Genomic DNA, 24,839 nt, shown 5'->3' with positions numbered 1-24,839 from the left:
AACGGGTTCGGGCGAGCAAGGGAAATTTAGGGGAAGTGACGGAAGGTTGAAGGTCAAAAGCACCCTCACCCTAGCCCTCTCCCGGAGGGAGAGGGGACTGATCGAGGTGTTTGTTCTACTTACATCGACCTGAAATATCGAGTCGAACTCAGGTTTTGAAAAGCCAGGAGATCTGCTCCCTTTCCCCCTCTCCCTCCGGGAGAGGGCTGGGGTGAGGGGCTCTTGATCTTAGCGTTGTTTGAGGCGATCGATGACCACGGCCAGCAGCAAAATCGATCCGCGAATCACGTACTGGTAGAAGGTATCAATATTCTTCAAGTTCATCGCATTCTCAATAATCGCCAAAATCAACACCCCGGCAATCACATGCCGAATCATGCCAATCCCGCCGCTCAGCGACACCCCGCCCAACACGCAAGCCGAGATCACCGTCAGCTCAAACCCCTGACCAATCATCGGCTGCCCGGAGGTCATCCGCGACGCCAGAATCACCCCCGCCAGCGCGCCAATCACGCCATGCACGGCAAAGATAATGATCTTGGTGCGATCAACGTTCACGCCCGCCAGCAACGCCGCTTCCTGGTTGCCGCCGATGGCCATGGTGTTGCGCCCGTAGGTGGTGTAATTCAGCAGCCAGCCGAAAAACAGAAAGCACACAATCGTGATCAGGATCGGCACCGGCACGCCAAACAACTGGCCGTTACCAAACACGAAGAACGATTCCTGCGACACGCCCACCGCTTTGCCGTTGGCAAAAATGTAAGCCAGACCGCGAACAATCTGCATGGTCGCCAACGTCGTGATCAACGCATTGACGCGCAACTTGGCGATCACAATCCCGTTGATCAGCCCGACAATCAGGCCCATCACCAACGCTGCACTGACACCAAGAAACACGCTGTTGGTGTCGCGCATCACCACCGCCGCGACCACGCCGGCGCAGGCAATCACCGAGCCCACCGACAAGTCGAAGTGCCCCGACGCCAGGCAATACAACATCGTGCACGCGGCGATCCCGGTGGTGGAAATCGCCAGGCCGAGGCCACGCATGTTCAGCGGCGAAAGGAAGTTGTCGATCAGCAGCGTACAGGCAACAAAAATGCCCACCGCCGCCAGCAACATGACCCAGTCATCAAGGAAGCGGCGCATGTCCAGCGGTTTGCGCTCTTTGGGCAGGGTTTCGTTTTGGGTTGTCATCATAGTCACCTCTCAGTTCGCCACGCCGTCAGCGCGGTGGCGCGGCAAAGCCAGTTGCAGCAGGTTGGATTCGTTAGCCTGGTCGCGGCTGATTTCGCCGCGCAGGGCGCCTTCGCAGAGCACCAGAATGCGGTCGGAAATGCCCATCACTTCCATCAGGTCGCTGGACACCACGATCACCGAAATGCCCTCGGCGGCGAGGTTGTGGATGATCTGGTAGATCTCCGCTTTGGCGCCGATGTCGATGCCGCGCGTTGGTTCGTCGAGCAGCAGAACTTTCATCGGCATCGACAGCCAGCGGCCAAGAATGGCTTTCTGCTGATTGCCGCCGGAAAGGAATTTGATCTGCTGACCGGCGTGCGGGGTTTTCACTTTCAGCGCTTTGATCTGTTTGTCGGCATTGCCCTTTTCCCACAAACCGCGAATCAGGCAGCCGAGCCCCGAATGGGCCCCGCGCGCACTGATGTTGATGTTCTCGGCGACGCTGGCCAGCGGGATAATGCCTTCCTTCTTGCGATCTTCCGGGCAGAGCAAAATCCCGGCGGCAATCGCGTCGCGCGGTGAGCGCAGTTTCAATTCGTGACCGCGCAGTTCGAGGCGTCCGGCGGTGTTGCGCTCAAGGCCGCTGAGCAGGCGAAACAGCTCGGTGCGCCCTGCCCCGACCAATCCGAACAAGCCAAGGATTTCACCTTTGTGTGCCTCGAAACTGATCGGCTCACGCAGACCCGGGCCGAGCAAACCGTCGACCTTCAGCGCGACGGCGCCGCGTGGACGATGGCGATAATCGTAGATGTCCTGAATGTCGCGACCGACCATGCAGGTCACCAGTTGATCGTGGCTCAACTGGCTCATGTCTTCGAACGTGCGCACGTAGCGGCCGTCCTTGAACACCGTGACCGCGTCGCAGATACGGAACACTTCTTCCATGCGATGGGAGACATAGAGCACGACTTTGCCCTCGTCGCGCAGGCGGCCGATGATCGCCATCAAGCGGTCGATCTCACGGGCCGAGAGGCTGCTGGTCGGTTCGTCGAAGGCGATAACGTGGGCGCCGCGTGACAGGGCTTTTGCGATTTCCACCAGTTGCCGCTGGCCGAGGGACAGGCGTCCGACCTTGGTCTGCGGATCGATTTCGTCGGCCAGGCCTTTGAGGCAATTCAACGCTTGCTGGCGTAACACACCGCGATTGATCAAACCGAAACTGGCCGGCAGATGGCCGAGAAACAGGTTTTCGGCGACGGTCATTTCCGGCACCAAATGCAGCTCTTGGTGAATCACCGCGACGCCGCTGCCGATGCTGTCAGCCGTCGACCTGAACGCCATGGTCTGCTCGCCGATCTGCAACTCGCCGCTGCTCGGTATGTAAGCGCCACCAAGGATTTTCAACAGGGTCGATTTGCCGGCGCCGTTCTCGCCCATCAAGGCATGAACCTGGCCCGGATGCGCGACGAAGCTGATGGCGTCCAGCGCCTTCACACCGGGAAAGGTTTTACCGATCCCGTTGAAGCGCAGGCTGCCGCTGGAGCTGTGTTGTTGTGTCTGTACTTGCGCGTGCATAAAGCCACCTCTTCACACCGAAAAACGGCCCGGCTGCCCGGGCCGTCGCTGCATCAGTTCCACAAGCCGATTTTTTCCAGCTCTTGCTTGAAGTTCTCGCGGGTGATCAGGGTGACGTCGTCCATGGCGGTGTACTTCGGTGGTTCTTTACCGGTGGTGACCCACTCGTACATCATCTCGGCGGTTTTGTAGCCTTCGATGTGCGGGCTTGGCAGCATCGAACCGAAGAAACCGCTGTTAGGCTTTTTCAATTCGCCGATGGCGTCGGTGCCGTTGATGCCGATGCCGATCACATTGGTCGCGGCAAAACCGGCCGCTTCAGTGGCGCGCACGCCGCCGAGCACGGTGTTGTCGTTCATGCCGCCGATGATCAGGTTTTTCGCCGCGCTCGGCAGTTTCACCAGCGCCGAGTTGGTGGCGTCCATGCTGCCCGGTACGTCGAGGGTTTTCAGCGCGGCGAAGAGGATGTGATCCTTCGGCATGCCGGCGTCTTCAAGGGATTTCACCGAGCCGTCGGTGCGCTTCTTGCCGGTGTCGAGTTCGTTGTAGGTGTTAACCACCGCGTAGGTGTCTTTCCAGTCCCAGTTACGCTTCTTCGCTTCGGCGACCATCGCGTTGCCTTGCTTCTGGCCGACTTCAAACGCGGCCATGCCGAGGTACGGCACGTCCTCCATGAACTTGCCGTTGGCGTCGACAAAACGGTCGTCGACGGCAATCACTTTCAGGTCATTGAGTTTGGCTTTGGCCATGATCGCCGGGCCGAGCGACACGTCCGGCGGGCAGATCACGAAGCCCTTGGCACCGTTGGCGGCAAGGCTGTCGATGGCCGAGAGGGTTTTCTCGCCATCCGGCACGGCGATTTTGATCAGTTCAAAGCCCTTGTCCTTGGCGGCTTTCTCGGCGAAAGCCCACTCGGTCTGGAACCACGGCTCTTCCGCCTGTTTGACCAGAAAACCGATTTTCACGGTGTCTGCAGCGAGCAGCGAACTGCTCAGGCTGAATGCAGTGACCGCCAGGGCGGTAGTGCACAGGGTACGAATCCCGAAACGACGTTTCATAAGCTGACTCCTTGTTATTTTTTTTGAGCAAATTAAACAGCTTGTGGCGAGGGAGCTTGCTCCCGCTGGGCTGCGAAGCGGCCCTAAAACCGGTTACCTCGGTCAATCAGACATACCGCATAGCCCGAATTTACGACTGCTGCGCAGCCGAGCGGGAGCAAGCTCCCTCGCCACAGGTGTGGTGGCGTGACACGTACTGCTGCAAAGCCTGTTGAAAATAGTCATATCGTATGATGATTGGATTTCACCCGGATCTATCCGCGTGAAAGCCGCTGCGCTCAGTCGTGGTACATCACCGAGCGGCCACCATCGATGGTGATGCATGACGCGTTGATAAACGGTGCTTCATCACTGGCCAGAAACACCGCAGTCATCGCCACTTCGAGCGGCTGACCGATGCGTTTCGGCGGGTGCAGATCGAAGGCGCGCTGACGTTCGGCGTGCGGGTCGGCGAAACCGTTCCAGTAATCAACATTCAATTGGGTTTCGATGTAGCCCGGCGCGATGGCGTTGACGCGAATGCGTTTCGCCGCGTATTCGATGCCGAGGGCGCGGGTCAGGCCGAGCAAACCATGTTTGGCCACCGGGTACGGGAAGCAGCCGGGAATGATGTGGCTGGAATGGGTCGAGGCGATGTTGATGATGCTGCCGACGCCCTGCTCGATCATCCGCGGCAGCACGGCTTTGCAGCCGAACCAGGCGCCATCGAGGTCGATGGCGAAGCAGCGATGCCAGTCTTCGTCGGTCATTTCCAGCGGATCGCGGAACACGTTGACCCCGGCGCAGTTGACCAGCACGTCGATACGACCGTGCAATTCAACGGCGCGTTTGGCCATCGCGTGCAGATCGTGCTGGCGCGACACATCGGCCTTGAGCGCCTGCACGTCACAGCCCTGCTCGCGCCAGTGGGCGGCAACCTTCTCAACCTTTTCGCCCTGAATATCGCTGATCAGCAGTTTCGCTTGCTGCGAGGCAAACGCAGCAACGATCGCTTCACCGATGCCTTGCGCAGCGCCGGTCAGCAAGACCACTTTGTCTTTCAGACGCTCGCCCTTCGGCGGTGCAGGCACCGGCGGCAGGGAAAGGGGTTCAGCCATGGATCTCGACTCCTGTTTCGCAAGCACAAAAAAACCGGACAGCTGAAGATGTCCGGTTCGGAAGGTGTTTGAAACAAAACAGGCAGGCGTCGCTGACGGCATGGGGCCGTTGCGAGACGCGGACTCCGCGTGGGAGTGCGATGGAGATTCGCTGCATCACTTCACCTGTTTTGTTCTTTTTAAGTGTGAGTGCGTGTTACTGCTGGAGCCGACTATAAACCCGTCGGCCAAATAATCTCAATATATAATTTTGCATCCCATATTTTGGGATTTAACCAGCAAATCGCGTACAGAGTTTTCCCGGCACATCGACGCGCATAGACAGCACCGCGCCGTCCAGAGGATGCTTGTGCGGGCTCTGGGCGCTGGTGATGTACAGGGTTTTCAGGTCATCGCCACCGAACACGCAACTGGTCGGGCGGCTGACAGGCAACTCGATTTTGCGCTCGACTTTGCCTTCAGGCGTCAGGCGCAGCAGGCAACTGCCATCCCAACGGGCATTCCACACGTAACCTTCGGCGTCCATCGCCGAACCGTCCGGGCCGCCCTGTTGGTCGGGGCCGTACCAGGTTTCGGCGGCACCGAGATGGCCGTCCGTTTGAATGAAATAGCGATGGAGCGTGCTGTCCATGCTGTCGCCGAACAGAACTGTGGTGCCGTCGTCACTCCACAGCAGCGTGTTGGGAATGCCCAAACCGCGCAGCAATGGCGTGACACGTTGATCCGCATCGACGCGGAACAGGCCACCGGAGCGGCGAGTGATCGGCAGGTCTTCGCCATTTTCGCCGATGTTGTTTTGCATGGTGCCGAGCCATAAACGGCCTTGGCCATCGCAACGCGCTTCATTGGGCCGATTGCCGGGTTGCGGGTCGGCGACGCAGAACAGGGTCAGGCGCGGTTCGAGGCCAGGGGAATCGAGGTCGAGGCGATAGACGCCACTGCTGAGCGTGACCAGCGCATCGCCGCTGGCACAGGGGATGAACGCGGAAACGTGCTCGGGCATTTGCCAGATTTGTACGTTCTGGCCGATCAGGCGCAGGGCCTGTTTGCCGGCGATGTCGACCCAGTACAGCGCCTGGGTCGGCGCGTCCCAGAACGGGCCTTCACCGAGTTGGGCGCGGTGTTGGGTCAGGGCGGTGCACGGCATATCCATTCCTCGGATCTTGTTGTTATTTAATGTGGGAGCGAGCCTGCTCGCGAAAGCATCGTGTCAGTCGATGCATGAGTTGCCTGATATACAGCCTTCGCGAGCAGGCTCGCTCCCACAGGAGAATTTGTATTAACCGGCTTTTTTGTCGGCCATGACTTTCGGGTAAAAACGTTTGATCGCCAGATCGGCGTTATCGATCAAAGTCATGCACGCCCACACGCCGCGCGCGGAATCGCGGGCGGCAATGGCATCGGCCATGTCTTTGTGGATCGGTAATGTGCGGCGCAGTTCATCGGGATCGGCGGCAGATACTTCAAACGACACCGCCAACAACGCGCCGAGCGCCGGCACCATTTGCTCGATGAATTGATTGTGACTGGCCGCGAGGATGCATTCGTGAAAGACCTGATCGGCGCGGTTGTAATCGATGCCGCTGTCGACCGCGCGTTCGAGGGCGTTGTAGGCCAGCTGCACGGCTTCGATCTGTTCGAAGGTGGCGCGTTCGCAGGCCCAGCGTACGGCCATCGGTTCGATGGTGCGGCGCAGATCGAGCAGGTCATCGACGAAGTTTTCCGGCAAGCCGTTGCGCGACAGCCAACCGACGACTTGCGGATCGAACAGATTCCAGCGCCGAACCGGCAGCACGCGGGTGCCGACTTTCGGCCCGACTTCGAGCATGCCTTTGGCAACGAGGGTTTTGATCGCTTCGCGGATCACCGTGCGACTGACGCCGAGCTGCTCACCCAGATCCGCCTCGACCTTGATGGTCTGCCCAGGTTTGACCTGGCCGGCGGCGATCCAGCTGCCGAGCCAGTCAACCGTGGATGCGTGGAAGCTGCTGGACATGAACACCTCAAAGCGGAGTGCGATGGGTGGTAAAGCTAATCATCATATGATTGAGTGTCAACGACAAAAAAGATCGCAGCCTTCGGCAGCTCCTACAGGTGTATGCCCTGTAGGAGCTGCCGAAGGCTGCGATCTTTTAAGGTTCGAGGCCGATGCGGAAGAACTCGCCGCCGCTCCACACGCCCAGCCAGCGCTGGCCATCGATTTCGCGGCTGACCGCCAATTCCACCAGTTGGTAGAACACATTGCGGTGAATCAACGCCTCAAGATTGGTACGCACATGCACATAAGGCGCAGGCTCTTGCGTCGTCGGATCAATCTCGACGCGGATCGGATGCTCAGGCCCGGCCTCAGCCGTCTCATCCACGTTGGTGGTAAAACGCAAAAGCTGCGCCTCACCCTCGCCTTCCACCTCAACGGCAATCGCCACAAACGGCGCGTCGTCAACCTTGATCCCGACCTTCTCGACCGGAGTAATCAGGAAATAATCATCACCATCGCGGCGCATGATCGTCGAGAACAGTTTGACCATCGGCTTGCGCCCGATCGGCGTGCCCAGGTAATACCAGGTGCCGTCGCGGGCGATGCGCATGTCGATGTCGCCGCAGAATTCCGGGTTCCACAAGTGCACCGGCGGCAAGCCTTTGGTTTTGGGGATTTGTCCCAACAGGTCATTGGCTTTTTGCGGGCCACTCATGGCGTTCTCCTTGAATTTATTGGTCGCCGATCCCCAACAGACTGCGCGCGTACTGTGCCAGCGGCGGGCCGATGAGGTCTTCGGGTTTATTGTCGTGGAACGTCAGTAAACCGCCACGACTTTTGATGCGTGCAGTATCAATCAAATACTGGGTGCTGGTCTCGATCAACATGATCTGAATCACGCCACCGTCGATGCCGAGACGGTCGACCGCTTCTTCATCGAGCCATTCATCAGAGTTACCAATGCGGTCGTCAGCCTTGGCGAAACGCGTGTACAGCAGGTAGTGAGCACCGGCATCGCGTGCTTCGCCCATCGCTTGATCGAGGCCTTCCGGCGCGCGAGCGCGGCGCACCATCGGGAAGTATTCGACGAAACCCTTGAAGGCTTCTTCGGCGACCACGTTTGGACGCGGGTAAGAACCGCCCGGCGGGGCGAACGCGCCTTGGGCGATGTAGATGAACGAATCAGGCTGAATGCGGAAGTTGTTCACGCGACGGCTGTCGCTGTGATCAAGCAAACCGGCGTCGCTCATCTGGTAGCGAGTGCCTTCGGCCATATCGCTGACAGTCATACAGCCGCCAAGCGCCAAAACGGCCAGCAGCAAAACCAGGCTACGCATCCTATTCCTCCAGAGGCCGGTGACGGAAAACCGGCGAATGGCCGTTGGATGCAGCTTTTGCGCCAGCTCGGGATCTTCGTTGATTTATAGAATGCTTTCGCGGGCAAGCCTTGCTCCTACAGATTTACGCGATCCTGTAGGAGCAAGGCTTGCCCGCGAATAGGGAGTATCAGCCGCCGATAATTTTCATGACGGTTGCACCGCCAGAGAACGCCACTTCCTGCTTGTCGCCCAACGCCTTGACCAACAAACGCTGCAGCGCTGGCAACGCCTGATGACGCGGCTTATCAAGCAGATCACCGACATAGTGGCGGTTGCTCGACGACAGGCAGCCATGCAGCCAACCTGTCGACGACAGTCGCAAGCGCGAGCATGTCCGACAGAACGGCACGCTTTCGTTGGCAATCACGCCGAAGTTGCCCAGGCCAGGAATCGCATAGCGCACAGCGGTGGCATCGATCGGCGCATCAGTCTGCGCATACTCGTAGCGCTCGCCGATCAGGCTGAGCAATTGCTCAAGGCTGACGAATTGTTGCAGGAAGGCATTGGAGTCTTTAGCCAAGTGGCCCATGCGCATCAATTCGATAAAGCGCAGTTCGAAACCTCGTTGCAGACAGTAATCAAGCAGCGGCATCACTTGATCAAGGTTCTGCCCGCGCAACGGCACCATATTGACCTTGATCTTCATCCCCGCGGCGGCGGCTTGATCCATGCCATCAAGCACGGTGGCCAGATCGCCGCCGCGGGCGATGCTGCGGAAGGCACCGGCGTCGAGGGTATCGAGGGACACGTTGATCCGGCGTATACCGGCATCGACCAGCAGTGGGAGTTTCTTGGCGAGAAGTTGGCCGTTGGTGGTCAGACTGATGTCTTCCAGGCCCATCTTGCCGACGGCGGTCATGAACGATTCGAGTTTCGGGCTGACCAGCGGCTCGCCACCGGTGATGCGCAAGCGCTCGATGCCAGCCGCCTCGATCAGGTATTCAACACCGCGCGCCATGGCTTCGGCCGACAGTTCATCCTGCGCAGCCACCAGCCGCTTGCCGTTGGGCACGCAGTAGGTACACGCGTAATTGCAGGCTGAGGTCAGGCTGATGCGCAAATTGCGAAAACGCCTGCCTTGACGGTCAACGATCATGATCACTCCGGCGGAAAAATTTCGAGCCGCTAAAACTTGACTCACAAATCAAGTTTTAGCAAGCCCTATGCCTGAGTATATTCCTGCGGTACTGCGACATGTAGCGAAATCATGGCGCAATAAGGCGGCTGAATGGCTCAGCTGCTTGGGGTTTCCGGGTCGCGCTTGCGCTTGTTGCCCATGCGCACGCCGATGTCCATCAGGAACTGGAAGAAACCTTCCTGATCTTCCAGCACGTTGCTCCAGAACGGCGAGTGATACAGCGCCACCGCGCCGTGCACCAACGCCCAGGATGCGCAGTAGTGGAAGTACGGCGGCACGTCTTCGAGTTTGCCTTCGCTGATGCGGCCCTTGATCAACAGGGTCAGACGTTCGAAGTTCGAGGCACGGATCTTGTGCAACTCTTCGACCATTTCCGGCACTTGATTGCCCTTGACCACCTTCTCTTCGAGGCGATCGAACAGGCGATAGCGCTGCGGGTCGCGCATGCGGAATTCGAAGTAGGCGCGGGACAGCGCTTCCTTGTCCTTGTCGACGTCGGCCGAATGCAGCAGCTCGTTCAAATCGCGCTCGTAGTCGAGCATCAGGCGCAGGTAGATTTCCGCCTTGGATTTGAAGTGCTTGTAGATCGTGCCTTTGCCGATACCGACGGCATCAGCAATCATCTCGACGGTGACACTGTCTTCACCTTGGTCGAGGAACAGCTTGAGCGCGGTATCGAGAATTTCTTGCTCGCGGCGACGAAACTCACGGACCTTACGAGGTTCTTTGTGCATAAGAAAAGGTCTGAAGGGTCAAAATTCGAAGCCGCGTATTATGCCTAACTTACGCAAAAATGCACGGATCATCCGACCATATCTGCGTTTCTTGTTCATTTTGAGAACGTTTTGGACGCAATGAGAACTCAACTGAAGCAAACGTATTCCAAATTTGTTTAAAAACCCCGACCGGCTCACTGGACTGCACGCCAGACTGATCAATACTTGAACTGTCGGGCGACATCTCCCCCAAGTGTCGCGCCGATAAAGGTACCAACGGACCGCGTGCCTTTGTTTTACTCCTAATGGTCTTAACCCGGATTCACCCCCCAGAACCCGGGTTTTTTTTGCCTGCGATTTGACCCTTACTCCAGCTACCCGAACATCACACCTGTAGGAGCTGCCGCAGGCTGCGATCTTTTGATCTGGCTTTTTTAAGATCAAAAGATCGCAGCCTGCGGCAGCTCCTACACGGCAGATTTAACGGAGGCCAGCGGGAACAGGCGTTTGAAGTTTTCGGTGGTCTGCTCGGCAAACCGCTCGTAGTTCTCACCGCGCAGCATCGCAAGGAATTCCGCCACTTCACGCACGTATTGCGGCAGGTTTGGCTTGCCGCGGTACGGGATCGGCGCCAGATACGGCGAGTCGGTTTCCACCAGCAAGCGATCCGCCGGGACTTTGCTCGCGACATCGCGCAACGCATCGGCATTGCGGAAGGTGACGATCCCCGACAGTGAAATGTAATAACCCATGTCCAGCGCAGCCTTGGCCATGTCCCAGTCTTCAGTGAAGCAATGCAGCACACCGGCCTGAGGCAACGCCGCTTCGCGCAGCAGTTCAAGAGTATCCGCCCGCGCGCCACGGGTGTGGATGATCACCGGTTTGCCCGTTTGCTGCGCCGCCTGCAGGTGCAGACGAAACGACTCCTGCTGCAATTCAGCGGCTTCCGGCTCGTAGTGATAATCCAGACCGGTTTCGCCGATCGCCACCACTTTCGGATGATTGAGTTCGTGCAGCAGCCAATCAAGCGCAGGCGCAGCGCCCGGCTGCACATCCAGCGGATGCACGCCGACCGAGCAATCGACGTCGTCGTAACGCTCAGCAAGGGCTTTGACGTCGGCAGCGTTGTCGGCGCTGACGCCGATGCACAGAAAGTGCCCTACCCCGCGCTGCCGGGCGGCATCGAGTGCGGCATCCAGCGAACCGTCATGGGCGGCGAGGTCGAGGCGATCAAGGTGACAATGGGAATCTACGAGCATAAAAAGGACGGCTACTTACATCGTATGAGTGGGACGGTCGGACTTGAGGGCTCCGGCCAGATGGGTTTCGATGCGACTGCGCGCGGTGTTGTCGCCATCATTAAACTGCACGCCGACACCGGCGGCGCGATTGCCCTGCGCACCTTTGGGCGTGATCCAGGCGACCTTGCCGGCCACCGGAATCTTCTCCGCCTCGTCCATCAGGTTCAGCAGCATGAACACCTCGTCGCCCAACTTGTAGCTCTTGTTGGTCGGGATGAACAGACCGCCGTTCTTGATGAACGGCATGTAGGCGGCGTAAAGCACCGACTTGTCCTTGATGGTCAGGGACAAGATGCCGTTACGCGGCCCCGGGCTGACGGGTTCATTCATGTTGACCTCCACTGCTGATGTTCAGAGTCTAGGTACACATTCTTATCTTTGGCCAGGCAATCCCGCCCATTGCACCAACAATGCCTCCAGCAGCAACGCCGGATTGAGGTTGGCCTTGCTCATGACTTTCTGCCGCTGCGCGAGAATCCAGTCCTGAATCTCGAGGACTTTGCCCTGCGCACTTTTCTGCGCGAGGTACTGCACAACTTTACGCATATCGGTCAGGCCGAGGCCCGCTTCATCCTGAGTCAGTTGATAACGCAGGATCAGGCTCGACCAGTCGCAGAACCAGTCGAACAGGCGCAGCATCGGAATGCTTTTCCACTCTTCGGCCAGTTGCGTCGGCGATTGCTGCTGTTTGAGCAACTTCTTCACGCCTTCGACCACTTGCGCGCGCTGTTCGCGCGCACCCTGGGATTGAAGACTGACCGCCATCAAGGGCGAACCGGCCGCCAGCGTCAGCAGTTCGACACGCTCATCTTCCGAACAGTCCGGCAACGCCTGAGCCAGCCATTGCAGGCTCATCGCCTCGCTCGGCAGCGGACAGGCCTGTTGCACGCAACGACTTTTGATCGTCGCCAGCAAACGGCTGGTCTGATGGCTGACCAACAGCAACACAGTATCGCCGGACGGTTCTTCAAGGCTTTTCAGCAAGGCGTTGGCGGCGTTGATGTTCATCGCCTCGACCGGCTCGATCAGCACCACTTTGCGCCCGCCCAGTTGCGCGGTTTGCACCACGAAACTGACCAGATCACGCACCTGATCGACTTTGATCGCCTTGTCGGCCTCTTCCGGTTCGAGGATGTAATTATCCGGATGACTGCCGGCCCTGAGCAGCATGCAGGATTTGCACGCGCCGCACGCTTCCGGGGTCGGACGCTGGCACAGCAGGCTCGCCATCAAGCGCTCGGCCAGCGCGCGCTTGCCGATCCCGGCCGGGCCGTGCAGCAAATACGCGTGCGCGTGCTGCTTGCGGCCGGCCAGTTGCTGCCAGAGGCTGTCCTGCCATGGATAGGCCTCAGCCACGGGCCAGCTCCAGCAAGTTCGGCAGCAAGGTATCCAGCGATTGCTGAACCTTGGCCAATGGTTGGCCGGCGTCGATGCGCACATAGCGCGCAGGATCGGCTTCGGCGCGCTTCAGAAACGCATTGCGCACTGCCTCGAAAAACGCCCGGCCTTCCAGCTCGAAACGATCGAGACGACCACGGGCGCTGGCGCGGGCCAAGCCGATTTCCACCGGCAGATCGAAAATCAGAGTCAGATCAGGACGCAGATCGCCCTGCACGAAGTTCTCCAGCGTGGCGATGCGCTCCAGCGACAAGCCACGACCGCCGCCCTGATAGGCATACGTCGAATCGGTGAAACGGTCGCACAGCACCACTGCACCGCGGGCCAGCGCCGGACGAATCACTTCGGCCAGGTGCTGAGCGCGCGCCGCGAACACCAGCAACAGCTCGGCATCCGGGTTCATGACTTCGTCGGCCGGGGCCAGCAGCACGTCGCGGATCCGCTCGGCCAGTGGCGTACCGCCGGGCTCACGGGTCAGCACCACTTCGATACCGGCGGCGCGCAAACGCTCGGCGAGGTACTCGCGGTTGGTGCTTTTGCCGGCGCCTTCCGGGCCTTCCAGAGTAATAAACAAGCCAGTCACAGGCAGTCCTTAGTCAAAGTCATTGCGCGTTGGAGGGTGCAGCGGCGTCCGGTGCCGGGGTTGGCGCAGGTTCCTCGGCGGGAACTTGCGGCAACGCTTCCGGCGCCGTGTCCGGAGATGCCGCAGGAATCGGATCTTGCGCAGATTCCGGTGCAACTACAGGCGCCGGGCTGGAACGATAATCCGCACGGCGCTTGAGCTGAAACTCACGCACCGCCGCGTTATGCGCATCGAGATCATCCGAGAACACATGGCTGCCGTCGCCACGCGCGACGAAATACAGGCTGGTGCCATCGACCGGATTCAGCGCCGCATGAATCGCTTCACGCCCGACCATCGCAATTGGCGTCGGCGGCAGGCCAGGAATCACGTAAGTGTTGTACGGCGTCGGCTCTTTCAAATGCGCGCGCGTCAGCTTGCCGGTGTAGCGATCGCCCAAACCGTAGATCACCGTCGGGTCGGTCTGCAACTGCATGCCCAACGCCATCCGCCGTACGAAGACCCCGGCAATCTGCCCACGCTCTTGCGGGACGCCGGTTTCTTTTTCGACCAGCGAAGCCATGATCAGCGCTTGATACGGCTCTCGGTAAGGCACGTCCGACGCACGTTTTTCCCATTCGCTGGCCAGCACTTCATCGAGACGGTCGAAGGACTTTTTCAGCAACTCGGCATCGGTCATACCGCGCACGAAGCGATAGGTGTCAGGAAAGAAACGCCCTTCCGGAAACAGGCCTTTATGGCCGATCTTCGCCATTACGTCGCTGTCGCTCAAACCGCTCAGGGTCTGCTCGATTTTCTCGTCCTTGGCCAATGCAGCACGCACTTGATGGAAGTTCCAGCCTTCCACCAGCGTGAGGCTGTACTGAACCACGTCGCCGCGCTTCCAAGAGTCGATCAGACCATTAACGGTCATGTCCGGCTGCATGCGGTATTCACCGCTGTGGATCGGTGTGCCGGCGAGGTTGAAGCGCCAGTAAACCCGTAGCCAGAACGCGTCCTTGATGACGCCATCGGTTTCGAGTTCGAGGAAAGTACGGGTGGGGGTAGAGCCTTTCGGCACATCCAGCAGCTCTTCCTGCGTGATGTTCAGGGGTTGTTCCAGTGCGGAGTGAATCTTCCAGGCGCTGGCGCCCAACAACAGCCCTGCCAGAACCAGTCCGGTTTCCAGCAGCAGCAAAAGTTTACGTCTCACGAATCAGGCATCCAGTAGCGCGCGGGCAATGGTTTGCAGTTTACGGGTGAGCGGGCCAACCGGCCAGCTCAGTGCAGCGTAGGCGCGTACCGGCCACACGCCATAAACACTGTTGCAGAGGAACACTTCATCAGCCCATTGCAGCTGTTCGAGGCTGATGTCGGCGATTTGCGTGGGGATGGCCAATGACTCGGCCTGAAACAATATTTCGGCGCGCATCACACCGGCAACACCGCAGCGTTTCAGATCGGGCGTGATCAACACACCGTCACGCACCAGAAACACGTTGCTGAACACCCCTTCGATGACGCGACCAGCCTGATCGAGCATCAAGCCTTCGGCGTGCTCGCTGTCCTGCCATTCGGCACGGGCGAGCACTTGTTCGAGTCGGTTGAGGTGTTTGAGTCCGGCAAGCAATGGCTGAATAGCCAAGCGTGTGCTGCACGGAAACAGGCGAACGCCTTGTTCAACATGAACAACGGGATAAGCCGCCGGTGGATTGCCTTGCAGAATGCGTCGGCCCGGCGCCGCAGGATCGGGCGCATAACCGCGCAAACCGTCGCCACGGGTGAGGATGAGTTTGAGCACGCCCTCGCCCATCGCTGCCGCATAGCTCAGCAGCTCATGACGAATCAACTCGATATCGGCGGCGATGGCCAGACGCGAACAGCCATCGGCCAGTCGCGTCAGATGCCGATCCAGCAGGATCGGTTGGCCGCCACGCACAGCAATGGTCTCGAACAGACCATCGCCGTAAGCCAGGCCGCGATCTTTCAGCGACAGAGCGTCAGCCGGTTGACCGTCGACCCAGCAGTCCATCAGCCTGCGAACCGACGGAACGCCAGGGTGCCGTTGGTGCCGCCGAAACCGAAGGAGTTGGACAGCACGACATCGATGTCCATGTTGCGCGCAGTGTGCGGCACAAAATCGAGATCACAGCCTTCGTCCGGCTCATCGAGGTTGATGGTTGGCGGTGCCACTTGGCTGTTGATCGCCAGCACGCTGAAGATCGCTTCAACCGCGCCCGCCGCACCCAACAGGTGGCCGGTCATCGATTTGGTCGAGCTGACCGCCAACTTGTAGGCGTGCTCACCGAACACCGACTTGATCGCGTTGGCTTCGGCAAGGTCGCCGGCCGGAGTCGACGTGCCGTGGGCGTTGATGTATTGCACTTGATCGACGTTGATCTTCGCGTCGCGCAGTGCATTGGTGATGCAGCGTGCTGCACCGGCGCCGTCGGCAGGTGGCGAAGTCATGTGGAACGCATCGCCGCTGGTGCCGAAACCGATCAGCTCGGCGTAGATGGTCGCGCCACGTGCCTTGGCGTGTTCGAGTTCTTCAAGCACCAGTGCACCGGCACCGTCGGACAGGACGAAACCGTCACGGCCCTTGTCCCACGGACGGCTGGCACGGGTTGGCTCGTCGTTGCGGGTCGACAGCGCACGGGACGCGCCGAAGCCGCCCATGCCCAGACCGCACGCGGCCATTTCGGCACCGCCGGCAATCATCACGTCGGCTTCGTCGTACATGATGTTGCGCGCGGCCATGCCGATGCAGTGCGTACCGGTGGTGCATGCAGTGGCGATGGCGTAGTTAGGCCCCTGTGCACCCAGATGGATGGACAGAAAACCGGAAATCATATTGATGATCGAGCCTGGCACGAAGAATGGCGAGATTCGACGCGGGCCCGTCTCATGCAGGGTACGGCTGGTTTCTTCGATGTTGGTCAGACCGCCGATACCCGAACCCATGGCCACGCCAATGCGTTCACGGTTGGCGTCGGTGACTTCCAGACCGGAGTTGCGCACGGCTTGAAAACCGGCGGCGAGACCGTACTGAATGAACAGGTCGAGCTTGCGTGCTTCCTTGACCGACAGGTATTCCTCGACATTGAAGCCCTTTACCGAGCCGCCAAAGCGGGTGGAATAGGCAGAAAGGTCGGTGTGTTCGATCAGACCAATGCCACTGCGGCCAGCCAGAATGCCCTGCCAACTGCTCGGCACATCCGTGCCCAGTGGCGACAACATACCCATACCGGTGACTACGACGCGTCTACGCGACACAGCACTCTCCTTTTTCAAATGACGACGACTTTGCATCAGGCCTAAAGAAAAAACCGCACGCCATGATGGCAGTGCGGTTTTTCCATGACAGCAAACAACGATTACAAACTATTACGCCTGGTGGCTAGTAACGTAGTCGATTGCAGCTTGTACAGTAGTGATCTTCTCAGCTTCTTCGTCAGGGATTTCGGTCTCGAATTCCTCTTCCAGAGCCATCACCAGCTCAACGGTGTCAAGGGAGTCGGCACCCAGGTCTTCTACGAAGGAAGCGGTGTTAACCACTTCTTCTTCTTTAACACCCAGTTGCTCGGCAACGATTTTCTTGACGCGCTCTTCGATGGTGCTCATACCTTGTTTTCACTCCTAATGGACAAATTCAGGCAGCTGGCCAGTGGGTAAGTGTATAGAAAGACTTTTCAGCTTTTCAACTGAAAGCTTCACTCCTCAAACCCGGTGGCCCTCTGCCTATAAATAGATTGCAGCTTTATAACGGATTTTAGACAGCTCGTATGACATTTTTTTGAAGCAATCCGTCACATTTTACTTACATGTACATCCCACCGTTCACCGGGATTGTAGCCCCAGTGACGTATGCCGCACCGTCGGATGCAAGAAAAGCGACCACAGACGCGATCTCTTGAGCTTGTCCCAGACGACCCAGCGGAATCTGCGTCTGCAAGGCTTCACGCTGTGCTTCAGGCAGTTCGCGGGTCATATCGGTGTCGATAAACCCTGGGGTTACCGAGTTGACCGTAATCGAACGCGAACCGACTTCACGCGCCATGGCACGGCTGAAACCTTCCAGACCGGCCTTGGCGGCTGCATAGTTTACTTGGCCAGCGTTGCCCATGGCACCCACTACCGAGCCAATACTGATAATTCGACCCCAGCGCGCCTTGGTCATGCCGCGCAGAACGCCCTTGGACAGGCGGAATAGACTGTTCAGGTTGGTATCGATCACGTCGTACCACTCATCGTCTTTCATGCGCATCATCAGGTTATCGCGGGTGATGCCGGCATTATTGACCAGGATCGCCACTGGCGCACCGAACTGCTCCTGAATGCTCGCCAGCACTGCGCTGACCGATTCATCGCTGGTCACGTTCAGCTCAAGGCCAGTGCCCTGAATACCATTTTCCTTCAGGGTTGCAGCAATGCGCTCAGCACCCGAAGCCGAGGTCGCGGTGCCAATAACGATGGCGCCCTGACGACCCAGTTCCAGCGCGATGGCCTGGCCGATGCCACGGCTTGCACCGGTGACCAGTGCAACTTTACCTTGCAGACTCATGCAAGTTTCTCCTGATTCAGGCTTGCGCTGCGCGAGCGGCAGCGAAAGCGTCTGGGGTATTGAGGTTGGAAGTCGCCACGCCTTCAGCGCAACGTTTGTTCAGACCGGCGAGGACTTTGCCCGGGCCGCATTCGACCAGATTGGTCGCGCCCTTGGCTGCCAGCGTCTGTACCGATTCAACCCAGCGGACTGGCTTGTAGAGTTGTTCGAGCAGATCACGCTTGAGGGTTTCCAGATCAGCCGGCACTTGCGCGCTGACGTTCTGAACCACCGGGATCTGCGGCGCCTGCCAGTCGATGGCGGCGATGGATTCAGCAAAGCGCTCGGCGGCCGGACGCATCAGTTCGCAGTGCGACGGCACGCTTACCGGCAGCGGCATCGCGCGCTTGGCACCACGGGCCTTGCAGCCTTCGATGGCGCGCTCAACGGCAGCCTTGGCACCGGCGATAACGACTTGGCCAGGCGAGTTGAAGTTGACGGCGCTGACCACCTCACCTTGCGCAGCTTCGGCGCAGGCTGCCAGCACGTCAGCGTCTTCCAGACCGAGGATGGCAGCCATGCCACCCTGCCCGGCCGGAACCGCTTCCTGCATCAGTTGGCCACGGCGCTCAACGAGCTTCACGGCGTCAGCCAGCGTCAGGCTGCCAGCGGCAACCAGCGCGCTGTATTCACCCAGGCTGTGACCGGCAACAAAGGCCGGACGCGCGCCACCTTCTGCCAGCCACAGACGCCACAGAGCGATCGAAGCGGTCAGAATGGCCGGTTGGGTTTTATCGGTTTGATTGAGCAGCTCTTCCGGGCCCTGCTGGGTCAGTGCCCACAGGTCATAGCCCAGAGCAGCGGAGGCTTCTTGGAATGTTTCGAGGATCAGCGGGTATTGCGCGCCCAACTCGGCCAGCATGCCGAGGGACTGCGAACCCTGTCCTGGAAAGACGAATGCGAGGGAAGCAGACATGTAACAAGCCCCTAATGATCTTGTCGTCGGAAAATGACGCCCCGCTTGGGGACGCAAGAAACTGACAGTTGGATGGCCCTTTGAACCGGGCGGTCACATTTAAGCATTGTCCGACGAAAACGCCTAAGACAACAAATCCTCCAGACGACCGTGGAGACGCTCGGGCAAGTTCTCTTGAATCTCGATCAGCGCACGCTGGATCGCACTCTGGAAGCCCTGAACACCGGCCGAACCGTGACTTTTCACGACGATGCCCTGCAAGCCGAGAAAGCTTGCGCCATTGTGTCGCGCCGGCGCCAGATCCGCCTGCAAACGCTTCATCAATGGCAGCGCCAACGCACCCACTGCACGGGACGCCAGATTCTTTTTGAACAGCGCCTCGATGCGCACAGCAATCATCGTCGCCAGACCTTCGCTGGATTTGAGCAGAATATTGCCGACGAAACCGTCGCACACCACCACATCCGCCTCGCCGCGATACAACCCGTCGCCTTCAATGAAGCCGATGTAGTTGATGCCACGAGCAGCCTGCAACAACGTCGCCGCCAGTTTGACCTGCTGGTTACCCTTGATGTCTTCAGTGCCGATATTCAGCAGCGCCACACGCGGACGATTGATCCCCAGCGTCTGCGCCGCCACCGAACCCATTACCGCAAATTGCAGCAGATGCTCGGCACTGCAATCGACATTGGCGCCCAGATCGAGCAACTGGCAAAAACCCTTCTGCGTCGGAATCGCCGCCACCATCGCCGGGCGATCAATACCCGGCAAGGTCTTCAGCACAAATCGCGACAGCGCCATCAACGCACCGGTATTGCCGGCACTGACACAGGCTTGCGCCTTGCCATCACGCACCAGCTCCAGGGCGACACGCATCGACGAGTCCGGCTTGCCACGCAGGGCTTGAGTCGGTTTTTCGTCCATGGTGATGACTTCGCTGGCACCCACAATCGTCAGGCGCGCGCGATCGGCAGCCGATTGGCCGTGGATCAATTCTTCAAGAAGGGAGGGTTGACCGACGAGGGTCAGGTGCAGCGAGGGCGTAGCAGAAAGGCAAGCAAGGCTGGCCTGAACAATGCTGCGGGGACCGAAGTCCCCGCCCATTGCGTCAATCGCGATGACTTGAGCGGACAAGTGATTACTCGTCAGCGCCCTTGTCGATCACTTTACGGCCACGGTATACGCCTTCTGGCGATACGTGGTGACGCAGGTGAACTTCACCAGTGGTTTTTTCTACAGACAGGGTGCTAGCCTCGAGAGCGTCGTGCGAACGGCGCATGTCACGGGCAGAGCGGGATTTTTTGTTCTGCTGAACAGCCATAATTGATTAACTCCTAAACGTTTGGGTCACGCTTTAACTGCGCCAATACACTGAACGGGTTGGACCGCGTTGACTCGTCCTCGCTCGGTTCGGGCTCATCGAGACCCGCCGGCTGCTGGCATTCTTCCGGATGATGAGCAGGCACAATGGGCAAGGCGAGCAGAAGCTCCTCCTCGATCAGTGACTGCAGATCCAATGGATCTTCGCCCAGTTCCAGCACGTCATAACCTTTCGGCAACGACTGGGTATTCGCACCCTCTTTCACCACAGCATAACTGCATTCGCTGTGGATCGGCAGGGTGACCAGCTCAAGACAACGCTGGCAAACCATTTTGACCTCGGTGTCGATAAAGCTGTGGATCACCACAGATTTACGTTCATCTCGTTCAAAAACGAATTTCGCCTGCACCGTACCGACATCGTCGGAAAGCGGGTCGCAGAGTCTCTTCAAATCGGCCAGCAGCAATTCACCTTGAAGGGTGGTGCCACGATCAGCCAATTTGCGCGGGTCAACGTGAGGTGGAATCGGGTCATTCAACATAGGCGCAGCATTATAGGGATGCACCCACCCATGTCAAAGGAAATTGTTCCCTGTCCGTCACTTGCACGCCTCCGCTAGAATTCGCACCTGCCTCAGGAGACACGAATGCTGCCTTTATTACTCGCTTCAAGCTCGACATATCGTCGCGAATTGCTCGCCAGACTGCACGTGCCGTTCGTCTGCTCCTCGCCGGATATCGATGAAAGTCATCGTCCGGGCGAGCCAGCCATCGAACTGGTCAAACGCCTCGCCGAACAAAAAGCCCGGGCACTGGCCGACAGTCATCCTGCGCACTTGATCATCGGCTCTGACCAGGTTGCCGTGCTCGGCGAGCAGATCATCGGCAAGCCGCACACCTTCGAGAAGGCCCGCGAGCAACTGATGGCCGCCAGCGGCGCCAGTGTGACCTTCCTGACCGGCCTGGCACTGCTCAACAGCCAGACCGGTGAATGCCAGGCCGACTGCGTGCCGTTCACCGTGCACATGCGTCAGCTCGATCAGGCGCGCATTGAGCGCTACCTGCGTATCGAGCAGCCCTATGACTGCGCTGGCAGCTTCAAGGCCGAAGGACTGGGGGTAAGCCTGTTCCAATCCACTGAAGGGCCTGACGCTACCAGCCTGATTGGCCTGCCACTGATTCGGCTGATCGACATGTTATTGGCTGAGGGTGTGCAGATCCCTTAAAGCAAAAGATCGCAGCCTTCGGCAGCTCCTACAAGGGAATGTAAAACCCTGTAGGAGCTGCCGCAGGCTGCGATCTTTTGATCTTTACAACGAACTAACGCAACGAAGGCCCATGGAAACCCATCCACATCGCCAACTGCTCAGCCACGCTGGCGCCAAGCTTTTTCGAGAAGCGATCAAACGGCGATTCCTGAACGGTGAAATCCACCAGTTCTTTCTCGCCAATCACGTCACGCGCAACCGAACTGGCATTGCCCAGCCCATCGATCAAACCTAACGGCAGCGCCTGCTCACCCGACCAGACCAGCCCGGAGAACAGTTCCGGATGCTCTTTGTCCTTCAGACGATCACCACGGCCCTGCTTGACGCTATTGATGAACTGTTTGTGCGTGGTATCCAGCACCGTCTGCCAGAACGCCGTTTCATCCGGCTTCTGCGGCTGGAACGGATCGAGGAACGACTTGTGCTCGCCCGAAGTGTACGTGCGACGCTCAACGCCAAGCTTCTCCATGGTGCCGACAAAACCGTAACCGGCCGCCGTCACACCGATCGAACCGACCAGACTCGCCTTGTCGGCATAGATCTGATCCGCCGCGCTGGCGATGTAATAAGCACCGGAGGCACCCAGGTCGGAAATCACGGCATACACCTTGATATCCGGGTGCAGGCCGCGCAGGCGCTTGATCTCGTCATACACATAACCTGACTGCACCGGACTGCCGCCCGGGCTGTTGATACGCAGGACGACACCTTTGACCTTCTTGTCCTCAAACGCTGCGCGCAGACTGCCGACAATATTATCGGCGCTGGCCGGCTCCTTATCGGCGATCACCCCGGTGACATCGATCAACGCGGTGTAGTTATCGCTACGGGTGGCGCTTTTTTCCATGTCCATCAGCGGCGTGAACAGGATCAGCGCAATAAACAGATAAACAAACGTCAGCAGCTTGAAGAAGATCCCCCAGCGCCGCGAACGGCGCTGCTCTTGCACGCCGGCCAGGAGAGTCTTCTCCAGCAGCTTCCAGCTTTTCTCGTCACCGCCGTCGGCATCTGCCTTGGCTGGTGCTTTCCATTCGTCGGTCATGCCATCCACCCCAGCAAAAACGTATTAAGCCTGCTGCGCCAGCCAGGCATGCAATTCGGAAAAACGGTCGATCGACAGGCGCGGCTCGAACTGCTGCAGCGATTCGATCGATTGCGCGCCATAACTGACCGCCACCGAATCCATCCCCGCGTTACGCGCCATCAGCAGATCGAAGGACGAATCACCAACCATCAGCGCCTGCTCGGCGCGCACGCCGCAATGAGCAAGGATCTGCTCCAGCATCAGAGGGTGCGGCTTGCTCGCAGTTTCATCGGCAGCGCGGGTGATATCGAAATAATCTTCCCAGCCATTGGCCTTGAGCACTCGATCCAGACCCCGGCGATTCTTGCCGGTGGCCACAGCCAGGTGATAACCCTGCTCGCGGAACGAAGCCATCGACTCGACGACCCCTTCGAACAACGGCGAAGGCACGGCTTCGGCGGCGATGTAGTGATCCGCGTAATACTCGCGAAACAAGGTCATTTCGGCGTCACTGATCTCGGGATACAAGGTGCGGATCGCCTCAGGCAGGCCCAGGCCGATGATGCCTTTGACGGCGAAATCATCGCGCAACTCGAAACCGGAGCGCCCGGACGCCGAGTGCATCGCCTCGACGATCCGATGGATGGAATCGGCCAGCGTGCCGTCCCAATCAAAAATCAGTAGCTTGTAATCAGATGGGCGCACTCAATCGCTCCACGGTCTTGGCCCACATTTCGTCGACCGGCGCCTGCAAGGTCAGCTTGCCGCCATCCGGCAGCGGCACGGTCAGCATGTAAGCGTGCAGAAACAGACGCTTGCCGCCCAGATCGCGGATTTCCTTGGTGAAGTCTTCATCGCCATACTTGCTGTCGCCAGCAATGCAATGGCCAGCATGCAAGGTGTGTACGCGAATCTGGTGGGTGCGACCGGTAACCGGTTTGGCTTCGACCATGGTGGCGAAATCACCGAAGCGGCGCAGCACCTTGAACATCGTCAGGGCCTCTTTGCCTTCTTCGTTGACTTCGACCATGCGCTCGCCGGAACGCAGATTGCTCTTGAGCAATGGCGCGCTGACTTTCTTGATCGAGGTCGCCCAGTTGCCACGCACCAGCGCCATGTAGCGCTTGTCGACGCCATCGCCGCGCAATTGCTCGTGGAGGTGACGCAACATGCTGCGCTTTTTGGCGATCATCAGCAGGCCGGAGGTGTCACGGTCGAGACGGTGAACCAGCTCCAGCTCTTTGGTATCCGGGCGCAACTGACGAAAGGCTTCGATCACACCGAAATTCAAGCCACTGCCGCCGTGAACCGCAATGCCCGCGGGCTTGTTGATCACGATCAGGGCTTTGTCTTCGAAGACAATCGAGGCTTCCAGGCGCTGCAACAGACCCTGGGCCAATGGCACCGGTTCGTCGCGCTCAGGCACGCGAACGGGCGGCACGCGCACGATATCGCCGGCCTGCAGCTTGTATTCGGGCTTGATCCGACCTTTGTTCACGCGCACTTCGCCTTTGCGCAAAATGCGGTAAATCAGGGTCTTGGGCACGCCTTTGAGCCGGGCGAGAAGGAAATTGTCGATTCGTTGGCCGGCATACTCCGGCGAGACTTCAAGCAATTGAACGCCTGGAGTCGAAGGGGCAGTAGTTGTCATGCCGCGGATGATAACAATTTTTATGGAATTGAAGCACTTAATCATTGCTGCTATAGTCGCGAACGCCGCCAAAAGCGGCCTGGACAGCGGCACCACGGTCAAAAACCGGCCCTGACCATCGCAATTCACCAGGACGCGAGGCCGTCCTACGGGGCTTTTGCTACGTAACGGTGGAGTTTGCAGTTGTAACAAGCGCAGGTGACATGAGGCCTGAATTACACCGTCGAGCAGAGTTTTTACTCGCCTGACAGGCAGATATTCACGGCCAGTTCACAAAGTGCAGTCAACCGCAGATGACCCCGAGCGAGAGCTTCGGAAACACCGCCTGATTAGCCATGATGCGTGACCTCCCCTTTCGGAGCTCACGGTAAATGCCAACCCGCTGCGGATTCTGCGCGCGGCAGCACCCGAATTATCAGGGATACGTGTAGGGTGGAGATGCACAACCGCTGGACTGTGTAGCAATAGGCTTTATCAAGACGCTTCATCTCGTCCACAGCCACGGTTGATTCCTCCTCCTGACTGAGTGCTTAAGTAGCCACAGCAAGCAGGACGCGTACGTCGCTATATCGGCCCAATTGGCCGCATATCGCTGGACACGGGAATGGCCAACCACTCCCGACGCACCTGACACCGACCGTGAGAAGTCGTGTGTGCCGAACGCCGTTTCCGGCAG

27 protein-coding genes are annotated in these 24,839 nt (G+C 58.8%); 1 reads left to right on the top strand and 26 read right to left on the bottom strand.

What is annotated here, in order from left to right; all coding sequences use genetic code 11:
- Positions 1–228 precede the first annotated feature (228 nt).
- From araH to ACP3TY_RS04830, 23 genes are all read right to left on the bottom strand, one after another.
- Positions 229–1,197, bottom strand: coding sequence for an L-arabinose ABC transporter permease AraH (gene araH, locus ACP3TY_RS04940; RefSeq protein WP_026000669.1), 969 nt, complete (start codon positions 1,195–1,197; stop codon positions 229–231).
- Positions 1,198–1,209: 12 nt separating this feature from the next.
- Entirely contained in the window at positions 1,210–2,754 is a 1,545-nt protein-coding gene (araG, locus tag ACP3TY_RS04935; protein WP_212548980.1) for an L-arabinose ABC transporter ATP-binding protein AraG, read from the bottom strand.
- 53 nt (positions 2,755–2,807) lie between these two features.
- A complete protein-coding gene (locus tag ACP3TY_RS04930; RefSeq protein WP_008087257.1) occupies positions 2,808–3,812 on the bottom strand; it encodes a substrate-binding domain-containing protein in 1,005 nt (334 codons plus the stop codon).
- A 278-nt stretch (positions 3,813–4,090) separates the two neighbouring features.
- A complete protein-coding gene (locus ACP3TY_RS04925; protein ID WP_426619344.1) occupies positions 4,091–4,909 on the bottom strand; it encodes an SDR family oxidoreductase in 819 nt (272 codons plus the stop codon).
- Between the two features lie 271 nt (positions 4,910–5,180).
- Positions 5,181–6,056: an SMP-30/gluconolactonase/LRE family protein gene (locus ACP3TY_RS04920; RefSeq protein WP_053122574.1), complete on the bottom strand. Its 876-nt coding sequence runs from the start codon at positions 6,054–6,056 to the stop codon at positions 5,181–5,183.
- 132 nt (positions 6,057–6,188) lie between these two features.
- Positions 6,189–6,905, bottom strand: coding sequence for a FadR/GntR family transcriptional regulator (locus ACP3TY_RS04915; protein ID WP_400753776.1), 717 nt, complete (start codon positions 6,903–6,905; stop codon positions 6,189–6,191).
- A gap of 136 nt (positions 6,906–7,041) precedes the next feature.
- The gene (locus tag ACP3TY_RS04910) at positions 7,042–7,602 is read right to left on the bottom strand and encodes a DUF1285 domain-containing protein (RefSeq protein WP_426619343.1); all 561 of its coding nucleotides are present in this window, start codon (positions 7,600–7,602) and stop codon (positions 7,042–7,044) included.
- A 16-nt stretch (positions 7,603–7,618) separates the two neighbouring features.
- Positions 7,619–8,224, bottom strand: coding sequence for a DUF4823 domain-containing protein (locus tag ACP3TY_RS04905; RefSeq protein WP_053122582.1), 606 nt, complete (start codon positions 8,222–8,224; stop codon positions 7,619–7,621).
- 169 nt (positions 8,225–8,393) lie between these two features.
- The gene (locus tag ACP3TY_RS04900; protein ID WP_159811500.1) at positions 8,394–9,362 is read right to left on the bottom strand and encodes a GTP 3',8-cyclase MoaA; all 969 of its coding nucleotides are present in this window, start codon (positions 9,360–9,362) and stop codon (positions 8,394–8,396) included.
- Positions 9,363–9,499: 137 nt separating this feature from the next.
- The gene (locus ACP3TY_RS04895; protein ID WP_007908276.1) at positions 9,500–10,138 is read right to left on the bottom strand and encodes a TetR/AcrR family transcriptional regulator; all 639 of its coding nucleotides are present in this window, start codon (positions 10,136–10,138) and stop codon (positions 9,500–9,502) included.
- A gap of 449 nt (positions 10,139–10,587) precedes the next feature.
- Entirely contained in the window at positions 10,588–11,379 is a 792-nt protein-coding gene (locus tag ACP3TY_RS04890; protein WP_212548978.1) for a TatD family hydrolase, read from the bottom strand.
- Between the two features lie 15 nt (positions 11,380–11,394).
- A complete protein-coding gene (locus ACP3TY_RS04885) occupies positions 11,395–11,751 on the bottom strand; it encodes a PilZ domain-containing protein (RefSeq protein WP_007950801.1) in 357 nt (118 codons plus the stop codon).
- Between the two features lie 42 nt (positions 11,752–11,793).
- Positions 11,794–12,777, bottom strand: coding sequence for a DNA polymerase III subunit delta' (locus ACP3TY_RS04880; RefSeq protein WP_426619342.1), 984 nt, complete (start codon positions 12,775–12,777; stop codon positions 11,794–11,796).
- Entirely contained in the window at positions 12,770–13,402 is a 633-nt protein-coding gene (gene tmk / locus ACP3TY_RS04875) for a dTMP kinase (RefSeq protein ID WP_053122595.1), read from the bottom strand. The genes ACP3TY_RS04880 and tmk overlap by 8 nt, the downstream gene beginning before the upstream one ends.
- 19 nt (positions 13,403–13,421) lie before the next feature.
- Positions 13,422–14,594 (bottom strand): endolytic transglycosylase MltG, encoded by a 1,173-nt coding sequence (gene mltG, locus ACP3TY_RS04870; RefSeq protein WP_426619341.1) that lies wholly within the window; start codon positions 14,592–14,594, stop codon positions 13,422–13,424.
- 3 nt (positions 14,595–14,597) lie between these two features.
- Positions 14,598–15,413: an aminodeoxychorismate lyase gene (gene pabC, locus ACP3TY_RS04865; protein ID WP_426619340.1), complete on the bottom strand. Its 816-nt coding sequence runs from the start codon at positions 15,411–15,413 to the stop codon at positions 14,598–14,600.
- A complete protein-coding gene (fabF, locus tag ACP3TY_RS04860; RefSeq protein ID WP_053122604.1) occupies positions 15,413–16,657 on the bottom strand; it encodes a beta-ketoacyl-ACP synthase II in 1,245 nt (414 codons plus the stop codon). The genes pabC and fabF overlap by 1 nt, the downstream gene beginning before the upstream one ends.
- A gap of 111 nt (positions 16,658–16,768) precedes the next feature.
- Complete coding sequence (acpP, locus tag ACP3TY_RS04855; RefSeq protein WP_003175607.1) at positions 16,769–17,005, bottom strand: acyl carrier protein; 237 nt, start codon at positions 17,003–17,005, stop codon at positions 16,769–16,771.
- A 196-nt stretch (positions 17,006–17,201) separates the two neighbouring features.
- A complete protein-coding gene (gene fabG, locus ACP3TY_RS04850) occupies positions 17,202–17,945 on the bottom strand; it encodes a 3-oxoacyl-ACP reductase FabG (RefSeq protein WP_007908254.1) in 744 nt (247 codons plus the stop codon).
- Between the two features lie 16 nt (positions 17,946–17,961).
- The gene (gene fabD, locus ACP3TY_RS04845; protein WP_159811495.1) at positions 17,962–18,900 is read right to left on the bottom strand and encodes an ACP S-malonyltransferase; all 939 of its coding nucleotides are present in this window, start codon (positions 18,898–18,900) and stop codon (positions 17,962–17,964) included.
- 123 nt (positions 18,901–19,023) lie between these two features.
- The gene (gene plsX / locus ACP3TY_RS04840) at positions 19,024–20,034 is read right to left on the bottom strand and encodes a phosphate acyltransferase PlsX (protein ID WP_426619339.1); all 1,011 of its coding nucleotides are present in this window, start codon (positions 20,032–20,034) and stop codon (positions 19,024–19,026) included.
- 4 nt (positions 20,035–20,038) lie between these two features.
- Positions 20,039–20,221 carry a 50S ribosomal protein L32 gene (gene rpmF / locus ACP3TY_RS04835; protein WP_003179396.1) on the bottom strand — a complete coding sequence of 61 codons (183 nt, stop codon included), beginning with the start codon at positions 20,219–20,221 and terminating at the stop codon, positions 20,039–20,041.
- 13 nt (positions 20,222–20,234) lie between these two features.
- Positions 20,235–20,762, bottom strand: a complete 528-nt coding sequence (locus ACP3TY_RS04830; protein ID WP_008086273.1) for a YceD family protein — start codon at positions 20,760–20,762, stop codon at positions 20,235–20,237.
- Between the two features lie 105 nt (positions 20,763–20,867).
- On the opposite strand from ACP3TY_RS04830, the gene ACP3TY_RS04825 reads away from it, so the two are divergent.
- Entirely contained in the window at positions 20,868–21,446 is a 579-nt protein-coding gene (locus ACP3TY_RS04825; RefSeq protein ID WP_426619338.1) for a Maf family protein, read from the top strand.
- Positions 21,447–21,540: 94 nt separating this feature from the next.
- Here the strand turns inward: ACP3TY_RS04825 and sppA are convergent, their stop codons facing one another.
- The 3 genes from sppA to rluC are packed head-to-tail and all read right to left on the bottom strand — an operon-like array spanning position 21,541 to position 24,163.
- On the bottom strand, positions 21,541–22,530 hold the full coding sequence (gene sppA / locus ACP3TY_RS04820; RefSeq protein WP_053122616.1) for a signal peptide peptidase SppA: 990 nt from the start codon (positions 22,528–22,530) through the stop codon (positions 21,541–21,543).
- A 24-nt stretch (positions 22,531–22,554) separates the two neighbouring features.
- Complete coding sequence (locus ACP3TY_RS04815) at positions 22,555–23,217, bottom strand: HAD-IA family hydrolase (RefSeq protein ID WP_053122618.1); 663 nt, start codon at positions 23,215–23,217, stop codon at positions 22,555–22,557.
- Positions 23,204–24,163 carry a 23S rRNA pseudouridine(955/2504/2580) synthase RluC gene (gene rluC, locus ACP3TY_RS04810; protein WP_045123283.1) on the bottom strand — a complete coding sequence of 320 codons (960 nt, stop codon included), beginning with the start codon at positions 24,161–24,163 and terminating at the stop codon, positions 23,204–23,206. The genes ACP3TY_RS04815 and rluC overlap by 14 nt, the downstream gene beginning before the upstream one ends.
- Positions 24,164–24,839 lie beyond the last annotated feature (676 nt).

Origin of the sequence: Pseudomonas rustica (genome assembly GCF_049959085.1) — a bacterium.
Classification (GTDB): domain Bacteria; phylum Pseudomonadota; class Gammaproteobacteria; order Pseudomonadales; family Pseudomonadaceae; genus Aquipseudomonas; species Aquipseudomonas rustica.
The sequence above is the reverse complement of the archived record's forward strand: the minus strand, read 5'-3'. Positions and strand labels throughout refer to the sequence as shown.